Source organism: Streptomyces dryopteridis (assembly GCF_049606955.1).
In the GTDB taxonomy this organism is placed as follows: Bacteria; Actinomycetota; Actinomycetes; order Streptomycetales; family Streptomycetaceae; genus Streptomyces.
In genome coordinates this window covers 5537510-5547500 of sequence record NZ_CP187113.1, presented here as the reverse complement: position 1 = coordinate 5547500, position 9991 = coordinate 5537510, and the positions used below count along the sequence as shown (strand labels likewise).

At 73.4% G+C, this 9991-nt stretch carries 7 protein-coding genes and 1 rRNA gene (1 of these 8 only partly in view); 4 read left to right on the top strand and 4 right to left on the bottom strand.

Features of this window, described 5'->3' with window-relative positions:
• Window positions 1-163: ribosomal RNA gene (locus ACN20G_RS23985) — 16S ribosomal RNA — on the bottom strand; it reaches 1361 nt to the left of the window's first position.
• 783 nt (window positions 164-946) lie between these two features.
• On the opposite strand from ACN20G_RS23985, the gene ACN20G_RS23980 reads away from it, so the two are divergent.
• The 3 genes from ACN20G_RS23980 to ACN20G_RS23970 all read left to right on the top strand — a co-directional run bounded on the left by ACN20G_RS23980 (window position 947) and on the right by ACN20G_RS23970 (window position 3712).
• Window positions 947-1396, top strand: a complete 450-nt coding sequence (locus ACN20G_RS23980; protein WP_424214876.1) for a PTS sugar transporter subunit IIA — start codon at window positions 947-949, stop codon at window positions 1394-1396.
• Window positions 1397-1470: 74 nt separating this feature from the next.
• Complete coding sequence (gene ptsP, locus ACN20G_RS23975; protein ID WP_424214875.1) at window positions 1471-3141, top strand: phosphoenolpyruvate--protein phosphotransferase; 1671 nt, start codon at window positions 1471-1473, stop codon at window positions 3139-3141.
• A 175-nt stretch (window positions 3142-3316) separates the two neighbouring features.
• Complete coding sequence (locus tag ACN20G_RS23970) at window positions 3317-3712, top strand: VOC family protein (RefSeq protein WP_424214874.1); 396 nt, start codon at window positions 3317-3319, stop codon at window positions 3710-3712.
• A 13-nt stretch (window positions 3713-3725) separates the two neighbouring features.
• On the opposite strand, the gene ACN20G_RS23965 is transcribed toward ACN20G_RS23970, so the two are convergent.
• Together ACN20G_RS23965 and ACN20G_RS23960 are read right to left on the bottom strand one after the other, a co-directional pair.
• Entirely contained in the window at window positions 3726-4619 is an 894-nt protein-coding gene (locus ACN20G_RS23965) for a hypothetical protein (protein WP_424214873.1), read from the bottom strand.
• 133 nt (window positions 4620-4752) lie between these two features.
• On the bottom strand, window positions 4753-6768 hold the full coding sequence (locus ACN20G_RS23960; protein WP_424214872.1) for an acetoacetate--CoA ligase: 2016 nt from the start codon (window positions 6766-6768) through the stop codon (window positions 4753-4755).
• 256 nt (window positions 6769-7024) lie between these two features.
• On the opposite strand from ACN20G_RS23960, the gene ACN20G_RS23955 reads away from it, so the two are divergent.
• A complete protein-coding gene (locus tag ACN20G_RS23955) occupies window positions 7025-9448 on the top strand; it encodes a glycoside hydrolase family 31 protein (RefSeq protein ID WP_424214871.1) in 2424 nt (807 codons plus the stop codon).
• A 28-nt stretch (window positions 9449-9476) separates the two neighbouring features.
• On the opposite strand, the gene ACN20G_RS23950 is transcribed toward ACN20G_RS23955, so the two are convergent.
• Window positions 9477-9980 carry an NUDIX domain-containing protein gene (locus ACN20G_RS23950; protein ID WP_424214870.1) on the bottom strand — a complete coding sequence of 168 codons (504 nt, stop codon included), beginning with the start codon at window positions 9978-9980 and terminating at the stop codon, window positions 9477-9479.
• Window positions 9981-9991 lie beyond the last annotated feature (11 nt).

Sequence of the window (9991 nt, the reverse complement as noted above, 5' to 3'; positions counted from 1 at the left end):
TTAGACCCCGTTTCCAGGGCTTGTCCCAGAGTGAAGGGCAGATTGCCCACGTGTTACTCACCCGTTCGCCACTAATCCACCCCGAAGGGCTTCATCGTTCGACTTGCATGTGTTAAGCACGCCGCCAGCGTTCGTCCTGAGCCAGGATCAAACTCTCCGTGAATGTTTACCGGTAATCCGGTGCCCACTCGCGTTGAGCGGAACAGACATAGGCCGGAATGTGGCCGTCTGTTCACAGCGTCCTCGCTGTGTGGTTGCCTCACACGATCCACAAGGGATCGTCCGAGGACTTTTCAAAGGAACCTCGTCTCCGAAGAGACGGGGTATCAACATATCTGGCGTTGATTTTTGGCACGCTGTTGAGTTCTCAAGGTGCGGACGCTTCCTTCGTTCCCGTTTCCGGGCCCTCCGGGCGCTTCCTTCGTTCTTGCTCTTGTTTTTCGTTCTTGCGTTTCCGACTCTATCACACCGTTTCCGGCCCGATTTCCTCGGTGCTTTCCAGTTCCTCGCTTTCGCGATTTCCTTTCTGGCCCCCGAACTCTATCAGTGCTTTTCGGTCCTCCCGACCACTTCCGAATGTCGTCACGACGGACGCACACGAAAAGAGGGCCGGATCCGAGGATCGGCTGCTCGTGCAGAGTTTGGGTTCCCGCTCCGGCGATGTTCGCGAGAAGTTCACGAAGCGCGTCGCGGCGGGAGTCACGACAGTACAGGGCCGCCGGTGACGAGGCAAATCGTTTCGGGCGTATGGTCTAGTCCACTATGAGGACGCCGGGAACCTCGCGTTCCCCTTCCCGTGGGCCTTGACACAGTCAGGGCATACAGGGGCATGGGGATGCACTTCGTGCGGAACCCGGACGACTCATGACTTACCCTTCTCAAAGTACGCCGTCCTGGACAGGTAGTGACGGCGACACGATGAAGCCCCACCCCTGGGAGGCCCCCCATGACCAGCGTGACGTCCCCACTTGCCGGGCGTGCCATCGGACTCGCGGCTGTGCCCGATCCGGTGTTCTCCGGCGCGATGGTGGGACCGGGCACCGCTATTGATCCCGTGCGCGAGCCCTCGGAGGCCGTGGCCCCCGTGGACGGTGTGGTCGTTTCTCTGCACCCGCACGCGTACGTCGTCGTCGACGGCGAGGGCCACGGTGTCCTCACCCACCTCGGCATCGACACCGTTCAGCTCAACGGTGAGGGCTTCGAGCTGCTCGTCAACAAGGGCGACACCGTGACCCGCGGCCAGGCCGTGATCCGGTGGAACCCGGCCGCCGTCGAGGCCGCCGGCAAGTCCCCCATCTGCCCGATCGTGGCCCTGGAGGCCACCGCGGACTCCCTGTCCGACGTCAAGGAGGCCGACGACGTCAAGGCCGGCGACGTCATCTTCGGCTGGCAGTGACACGACCGTCGGAACTGACGGGTCGGACAACCACCGCGGCGGCTGGGCCCGCCGCTCTATCGGAGACGGGTGAAATGGAGACAACGCTGCGAGGCGTCGGCGTGAGCCACGGTGTGGCGATCGGCGAGGTTCGGCACATGGGCACGGCGGTCCTGGAACCGCCGGCCAAGCAGATCACCGCGGACGAGGCGGAGCGCGAACAGGGGCGCGCCCGTCAGGCCGTGGACGCTGTGGCGGCCGATCTGATCGCGCGCGGCCAGTTGGCCGGTGGCGAGGCTCAGCACGTGCTGGAAGCCCAGGCCATGATCGCTCAGGACCCTGAGCTGATGGCCGATGTCGACCGGCGCGTGGCCGTCGGCAGCACCGCCGAGCGCGCGGTGTACGACGCGTTCGCCGCCTACCGCGACCTGCTCGCGGGCGCCGGCGAGTACATGGCCGGCCGCGTGGCCGACCTGGACGACGTCCGCAACCGCATCGTGGCCCGCCTGCTGGGCGTGCCGATGCCGGGTGTGCCGGACAGCGACGAGCCGTACGTGCTCATCGCGCGGGACCTCGCTCCCGCGGACACCGCGCTGCTCGACCCGGCGCTGGTGCTCGGTTTCGTGACCGAGGAAGGCGGCCCGACCAGCCACAGCGCGATCCTCGCGCGTGCCCTGGGTGTGCCGGCCGTCGTGGCGCTGCCCGGTGCGGGCGAGCTGCCCGAGGGCACGATCATCGCGGTCGACGGTTCGACCGGTGACATCTTCGTGGACCCGACCCCGGAGAAGCGGGCCGAGCTGGAGGCCGCCGCCGCCGAGCGGAAGGCCGCGCTGTCCGCGTCCTCCGGTCCGGGCGCGACCTCCGACGGTCACAAGGTGCCGCTGCTGGCGAACGTCGGCGGTCCCGCCGACGTGCCGGCGGCCGTCGAGGCGGGTGCCGAGGGTGTGGGCCTGTTCCGCACCGAGTTCCTGTTCCTGGACGACAGCAAGAAGGCGCCGTCCGAGGAGAAGCAGGTCGAGGCGTACCGCGCGGTTCTGGAGGCGTTCCCGGAGGGTCGCGTCGTCGTGCGCGTCCTGGACGCGGGCGCCGACAAGCCGCTCGACTTCCTGACCCCGGCCGACGAGCCGAACCCGGCGCTGGGCGTGCGTGGTCTGCGGACCCTGCTCGACCACCCGGAGGTGATGCGCACGCAGCTCACCGCGCTGGCCAAGGCCGCCGAGGGCCTGCCGGTGTACCTGGAGGTCATGGCCCCGATGGTGGCCGACCGGGCCGACGCCAGGGCCTTCGCCGACGCCTGCCGTGAGGCGGGGCTGAAGGCGAAGTTCGGCGCGATGGTGGAGATCCCCTCCGCCGCGCTCCGGGCGCGCTCGATCCTGCAGGAGGTCGAGTTCCTGTCGCTGGGCACGAACGACCTGGCGCAGTACGCGTTCGCCGCCGACCGTCAGGTCGGTGCGGTGTCGCGGCTGCAGGACCCGTGGCAGCCGGCGCTGCTCGACCTGATCGCGATGTCCGCGGACGCCGCGAAGGCCGAGGGCAAGAGCTGTGGTGTCTGTGGCGAGGCCGCCTCGGACCCGCTGCTGGCGTGCGTGCTGACCGGTCTGGGTGTGACCTCCCTGTCCATGGGTGCCGCGTCCATTCCGTACGTGCGGGCCACGCTCGCGAAGTACACGCTGGCCCAGTGCGAGCGTGCGGCGGCCGCCGCGCGCGCCGCGGACAGCGCCGAGGAGGCCCGTGTGGCCGCCCAGGCGGTGCTGTCGGGCGAGTGATCGCCTGACCGTCGCGTTCATCCGAGAGGGCCCCCGCTCCGGCGGGGGCCCTCTCGGCGTGTGCGGGGCCTGGTGGGATCGGGGTGTGCGGGGGTAGGGTCCGGGGTCGAGTCGCGTGTCGGTCACCGGTCGGGTGAGGCATGGAGGCTCCGGGAGATGCCCGTGGAGGCATTCCTTGTCAGTCGCTTTGAACCACACGATCGTCCATGCCCGGGACAACCGGGAGTCCGCCGAGTTCTTCTCGGCGTTGATGGGGTTGGAGATCACCTCCGAGTGGGGTCCGTTCGTGGCCGTGGAGCTCGCGAACGGTGTCACGTTGGACTTCGCGTCCCTGCCCGAGGGCGTGCCGCTCACGCCGCAGCACTACGCCTTTCTCGTGTCGGAGGAGGAGTTCACGGCCGTGTACGCGCGGATCGTGGCCGGCGGGGTGCCGCACTGGGCCGATCCCCGGCGCGAGCGGGCCGGGGAGATCAACCGTCAGGACGGCGGTCGGGGCGTGTACTTCACGGACCCCGCCGGTCACTACCTGGAGATCTTGACGGTGCCCTACGGCGGTTGGCCCGCCGTGTAGTCGGGTCGCGGGGTCAGGGCAGGTCCCGGTCGGGTTCGGGGATGGGGTAGCCGGCGCAGTGGTCCACCCCGGGCTCGGGTCCGATCGGGTCTCCGGTGGCGGGGTCGGTGCAGTAGGCGTCGAAGACGGCGCCGGCGCTGAGCGGCACCAGGCCGCCCTCGGTGAGTCGCCATCCGTGGACCCGGTCGGGTCGGCCCGTGCGGGCCGTGCGCAGGACGAGTCCTCCGGGGCCGCCGGTGAGGACGCCCACGGCGAGGACGGTGGTGAACGCGGCGCGCTCGTGCGGGTCCCACGGGAGGGGTCCGTCCCCGGTCGGGCCGTGGCCCGGGTGGTCCGCGTGGTCCGGGTCGGGGTGTCGGGCGTGCAGGGCGGCGGAGAGGACCCCGTCGGGGCCGGCGACGCTGCACACGAGGTGGTGTCGGCCGGGTCCGGCGGCGTCGAGGAGGTGTTCGGCGATGTGGTCGGCGCGGGCGAGGGCGCCGGCGGTGGCGCCGAAGTCCCCGTGCTCGGCGAGGAGGAGTTCGGCGTGGCGGCCGTGGGCCCGGTGTTCGGCGTGGCGGGCGAGGTGGGGCAGGAGTTCGGCGAGGGGTTGGCCCTCGTAGGGGATCGCGGTGGCGGCGAGTTCGGCGGTGTAGTGGACGCGGGCCCGTCGGGTGTCGGGGTCGAGGGCGCGGTCGAGGCAGTGGTGGGCGTATTCGTGCGGGTCGAAGAGGGCGAGGCCGACGCGGGCGCCGCGGGCCCGCAGGGTGCGCAGGAGGGCCTCGGTCTCGTGGAGGTAGTCGTGGTGGTCGGTGAAGGGGAAGCCGGGGTGGGTGTCGCGCATCGTGGCGAAGGCGGTGGGGTCGGCGAGGATGCCGATGGTGTGGTGGATCTCGCGGCGCAGGGCGCGGCGGGTGGTCTCGGTCATGGTGGTTCCCCCCGGGGGTGAGCGTGCGGATGTGTCGCGCGTGTTCGGGGGCGGGGGTGCCGCCCCCGAACACGTTGCTCACTCACGGTAATCACGACCACTGACAGTGACGGTCTGCCCTGGGTCCGCCCCGTCAGTTCCGGGCGCGGGCGGCGCCGAGGTCGGCGTAGAAGCGGAGCAGGTCGAGGTCGTCGACGGAGCCCGGGTTGACGGCCTTCTCCAGGGGGGTGCCGCCGAGGAGCCGTTTGACGGGGACCTCGATCCGCTTGCCGGTGAGGGTGTGCGGGATGCCGGGGACGGCGATGATCTCGTCGGGCACGTGGCGGGGGGAGAGTTCGGCGCGCAGGGCCGCGGTGATGCGGGCGCGCAGGGCGTCGTCGAGCGCGGCGCCGGGGGCGAGGTGCACGAAGAGCGGCATCCAGTAGCCGCCGTCGGGTTCCTCCAGGCCGATGACGAGGGATTCGCGGATCTCGGGGAGGCGTTCGACGGTCTCGTAGATGTCGGCGGAGCCCATCCGCACGCCCTGGCGGTTGAGGGTGGAGTCGGAGCGGCCGTGGATGACGACGGAGCCCCGGTCGGTCAGGGTGATCCAGTCCCCGTGGCGCCAGACGCCGGGGTAGGTGTCGAAGTAGCTGTCGTGGTAGCGGCTGCCGTCGGGGTCGTTCCAGAAGCGGCTCGGCATGGAGGGCATGGGGTTGGTGACGACGAGTTCGCCGACCTCGTCGATCAGGGGTTTGCCGGCCGGGTCCCAGGACTGGAGGTCGGTGCCGAGGCAGGCGGCCTGGAGTTCGCCGATGTGGACGGGGAGGGTGGGGACGGCGCCGGCGAAGCAGCTGCACACGTCGGTGCCGCCGCTGACGGAGGCGATCCACAGGTCGCGCTCGCCGGCGACCTCCTCGCCGAGCCAGCGGAAGCCGTCGGGGGGCAGGGGGGAGCCGGTGGTGGCCACGCACTGCACGGAGGACAGGTCGAAATCGCGGGCCGGGTGGATCCCCGCCTTGCGGCAGGCCATGACGTAGGCGGCGGAGGTGCCGAAGAGGGTGGCGCGGGTGCGTTCGGCGATCCGCCACTGGGCGGCGATGTCGGGGTGGCCGGGGCTGCCGTCGTAGAGGACCACGGTGGTGCCGGTGAGGAGGCCGGAGACGAGGAAGTTCCACATCATCCAGCCGGTGGAGGTGTACCAGAAGAAGCGGTCGCCGGGGCCGAGGTCGCAGTGCAGGCCGATCTGTTTGAGGTGCTCGATCAGGATGCCGCCCTGGGACTGGACGATGGCCTTGGGCAGGCCGGTGGTGCCGGAGGAGTAGAGCACCCACAGGGGGTGGTCGAAGGGGACGGCGTCGAAGGTGGGCTCGACGGGGTCGCCGGTCAGTTCGGCCCATTCGCGGGCGCCGTCGGGGGCGGGGGTGCCGAGCAGCGGGATGTGGACGACGGCGCGCAGGGAGGGCAGTTCGGCGCGCAGTTCCGCGACGGTCTCGCGGCGGTCGTGTTCCTTGCCGCCGTAGCGGTAGCCGTCGACGGTGATCAGGACCACGGGTTCGACCTGCTGGAAGCGGTCGAGGACGCTGCGGGCGCCGAAGTCGGGGGCGCAGGAGGTCCAGACGCCGCCGACGGCGGCGGTGGCGAGGAGGGCGACGACGGCCTCGGGGACGTTGGGCAGGTAGCCGCCGACGCGGTCGCCGGGGGTGACGCCGAGCGCGCGCAGGTGGGCGGCGAGGGAGCCGACCTGTCGGCGCAGTTCGCGCCAGGTGACGGGGGTCGGGTCGTGGGTCTCGTCCACGGCGAGGAGGGCGGGTTCGTCGGCGCGGGCGGGGTCCTCGCCGGCGCGCAGGGCGTGCTCGGCGTAGTTGAGGCGGGCGCCGGGGAACCAGCGGGCGCCGGGCATGGACCGGTCGGCGAGGACCTCGGTGGGCGGGGTGGTGAAGCGGACGTCGAACCAGGTGACGAGGGCCTGCCAGAAGGCGGGCAGTTCGGCGACGGACCACGCGTGCAGGGCCGGGTAGCCGCCGGCGGCGGGGGCGCCGTGGTGTTCGGCGGCCCATGCCTGGAAGGCGGTGACGCGGGCGGCGGCGATCCGCTCCGGGGTGGGGGTCCACAGGGGGGCGGAGGGGTCCGTGGCGCCGGTCGGTTCGGGCGCGGCGGGCGGGGTCATGGCAGGCTCCCGGGGTCTGCGGCGCCGCGCGTGGCGCGTGGTGGGCGCGGTGTTCGCGGGGCGCGTGTGGTGTGCGGGTGGTGTCGACGGCGCGCGGGGTGGGCGCGGGCCGGCACACAGGGACCATGCCAGGTGATCGACTCCGGCGCCAGAGCGGTCGGGTCCGATCGGTTCGCGTCGGTTTCCGGGCGGGGTGCGGGTGAACGGCGGTTGAACGCGGCCCGCCGGGGGGTGCGTGGCCGGCAGGGTGAGGGCCATGGACGGTCGTGAGCTGGTGCGGACGGTGTCGGAGTGGGGCTCGGCGGCGGGGCGTCGGGGGTGGCGGACGGCGTGGCGGCGGCGTCGGGCGGACGCGGCGGGCCTGCCGGCGCGGCGGGCGGAGCGGGCCCGGGTGCCGGGGGCGTTGACGGGGGTGGAGCCGCGGCCGGGCGGTGGGGTGGTGCGGTTCGCGCGCTCGGAGCTGTTGGTGCGGGTGGCGGTGGGCGGGGCCGTGTTCTGGGGGTGGGACGGGGCGGAGCCGGGGCCCTCGCACGCGGTGGTGGGCTCGGGGCCGGAGCCGGATCCGCGGGCGGTGTTCGAGCCGGACACCGACGGCGGGTGGCGGGTGGTCTCGGAGCGGGTGACGGTGGCGGTGTCGCGGGTGGGCGCGGTGGAGGTGCGCACGCCGGGCGGGGCGGTGTTGCGGCGGGAGGCCCCGCCGCGTTGGTGGGAGCCGGTGGGGGCGGACGGGGAGCGGCCGGCGGAGCCGGCGGACGGGGCGGGTCGGCGGCGGACGCGGGCCGAGGTGCCGGCCGACGCGCGGTTCTTCGGGCTCGGGGGGCGGGCGAGCGGGCCGCGGCTCGGGGACGGCTCGTACCGGTTGTGGAACACCGACCCGAAGGGCGGGTTCACGTACGGGGACGATCCGCTGTACCTGACGATGCCGGTGCAGGTGGTGGTCGCGGACGCGGGGACGCACCTGGTGTTCCACGACAACCCGTGGGACGGGCGGGTCACCCTGCGCGAGGGCGAGGAGGGGGCCGGGTCGGGTCCGGACCGGCCCGGGGTGTGCGAGGTGCGGTTCGAGGGCGGGCCGCTGCGGTGTTGGGTGCTGACCGGGCCGCCGGCGCGGATCGCGGCCGGGTGGGCGGCGTTGACGGGGACGCCGGCGGTGCCGCCGGAGTGGGCGTTTGGGTACCAGCACGCGCGGTGGGGGTTCGGGGACGCGGCGGAGGTGCGGCGGGTGGCGGCCGGGTACCGGGCGCGCGGGATGTCGCCGGCGGCCCTGCACCTGGACATCGACCACTACGACGGGCATCGGGTGTTCACGGTGGACGAGGGGCGGTTCCCGGACCTGGCGGGGCTCGCGGCGGAGCTGCGGGCGGCGGACGGGACGCGGTTGGTGTCGATCGTGGATCCGGCGGTGAAGGTGGAGGAGGGGCTCGAGGGCTCGGGTCCGGTGCCGGGGTCGGTGTACGCCTCGGGGCTGGCGGTGGGGTCGGCGGGGGCGTTCGTGCGGGACGGGGCGGGGCGGGTGGTGCGCGGTGAGGTGTGGCCGGGGGCGTGCGCGTTCCCGGACTTCACCGATCCGGTGGTGCGGCGCTGGTGGGGCGGGTGGTACGCGGAGCGGCTGGGGCGCGGGTTCGAGGGTTTCTGGCACGACATGAACGAGCCGGTGTCCTTCGCGCCGTTCGGGGAGCGGACGCTGCCGTTGTCGGCGCGGCACGCGCTGGAGGGGGCGGGCGGGGATCACCGGGCGGCGCACAACGTGTACGCGCTGGGGATGGCGCGGGCGGCGTGGGAGGGGTTGACGGAGCTGCGGCCGGGGGTGCGGCCGTTCCTGTTCTCGCGGTCGGGGTGGGCCGGGTCGCAGCGGTACGGGGGGACGTGGTCGGGGGACGTGGCCTCGACCTGGGAGGGGTTGCGGGCCTCGTTGGCGCTGGTGTTGGGGCTGGGCTTGTGCGGGATCCCGTACTCGGGTCCGGACGTGGGCGGGTTCGACGGGAGTCCGGGGCCGGAGCTGTTCGCGCGGTGGTGGGGGCTGGGGGCGTATCTGCCGTTGTTCCGGACGCACGCGGCGCACTGGGCGGGGCGGCGGGAGCCGTGGGAGTTCGGGGCGGAGGTGGAGGCGGCGGCGGGGGCGCTGTGGCGGGAGCGGGAGGTCTTGCGGCCGTATCTGGAGCAGGTGGCGTGGGCGGCGGCGCGGACCGGGGCGCCGTACGTGCGGCCGGTGTGGTGGGAGTGGCCGGAGGATCGGGTGTTGCGGGACTGCGGGGACGCGTTCCTGTTGGGGGACGCGTTGTTGGTGGCCCCGGTGTTGGTGCCGGGGGCGGATCGGCGGGCGGTGCGGTTGCCGCGCGGGCTGTGGTGGGAGCGGGCCACGGGTCGGGCCTTCGAGGGGCCGGGGCAGGTGTTGGTGGACGCGCCGTGGGACCGGGTGCCGGTGTTCGTGCGGGCGGGGTCGGTGCTGCCGGTGCGTGGGGCGGACGGGGTGCGGGGGTCGGGTGTGGTGTGGGAGGTGTGGCCGCCGGCGCCGGGGCGGACCGGGGGCGGGGTGGTGACGGAGCCGGGCGGGGTGGGTTTCGAGCCGCCGGAGCCCCGGCGGGTGGTGACCCGGTGGGAGGGGGGTCGGGTGGTGGTCGAGGACGCCGAGGGGCGGGCCTGGCCCGGGGAGGTGCGGCTGCGGGGCGGCGAGGTCTGAGCCGGGTTGCGGGGGCCGGCGGGGCGGGTCAGCGGGTCGCGAACCAGGTGGCGGCGGCTTCGGTGTGCAGCGGGAAGGCCAGCGGGGCGGGGGCACGCAGGATCGCCCGGCCCGAGGTCTCGGGGGTGGGCCGGTCCGGGGGCAGGGTGTGGGCGGGGCGGTCCGGGAGGAGGCCGAAGAGGAGCAGGTGGCCGGCCGGGGAGCTGAGGGCGTCGAAGAGGGTGACCTCGGCGGCGCCGGCCTCGATGCCGGTCTCCTCGGCGAGTTCGCGGACCACCGCGTGCCGCCAGTCCTCGCCGAAGTCGACGAAGCCGCCGGGCAGGGCGGTGCCGCCGAGGGCGGGTTCGATGGCGCGGGTGATGACGAGAAGACCGGTGCCCTCGTGGTCGGTGACCGGGAGCAGGGCGACCGCGACGGGCAGGGGGTTGCGGTGGGCGACGGTGCCGCAGTCGGGGCAGGTGCGGGGCCAGGTCGCGTCGTGGTGGCGGGCCCCGCAGGCGGAGCAGTGGGAGTCCTTGACCGGTGTCGGCATGGCGTGATGGT

Excerpts from the sequence above, each read along its gene's own strand:
- ACN20G_RS23965 (WP_424214873.1), bottom strand. The coding sequence starts at position 4,619 with ATGACCGAGACCACCCGCCGCGCCCTGCGCCGCGAGATCCACCACACC.
- ACN20G_RS23955 (WP_424214871.1), top strand. The coding sequence starts at position 7,025 with ATGGACGGTCGTGAGCTGGTGCGGACGGTGTCGGAGTGGGGCTCGGCG.
- ACN20G_RS23950 (WP_424214870.1), bottom strand. The coding sequence starts at position 9,980 with ATGCCGACACCGGTCAAGGACTCCCACTGCTCCGCCTGCGGGGCCCGC.
- ptsP (WP_424214875.1), top strand. The coding sequence starts at position 1,471 with ATGGAGACAACGCTGCGAGGCGTCGGCGTGAGCCACGGTGTGGCGATC.
- ACN20G_RS23960 (WP_424214872.1), bottom strand. The coding sequence starts at position 6,768 with ATGACCCCGCCCGCCGCGCCCGAACCGACCGGCGCCACGGACCCCTCC.
- ACN20G_RS23980 (WP_424214876.1), top strand. The coding sequence starts at position 947 with ATGACCAGCGTGACGTCCCCACTTGCCGGGCGTGCCATCGGACTCGCG.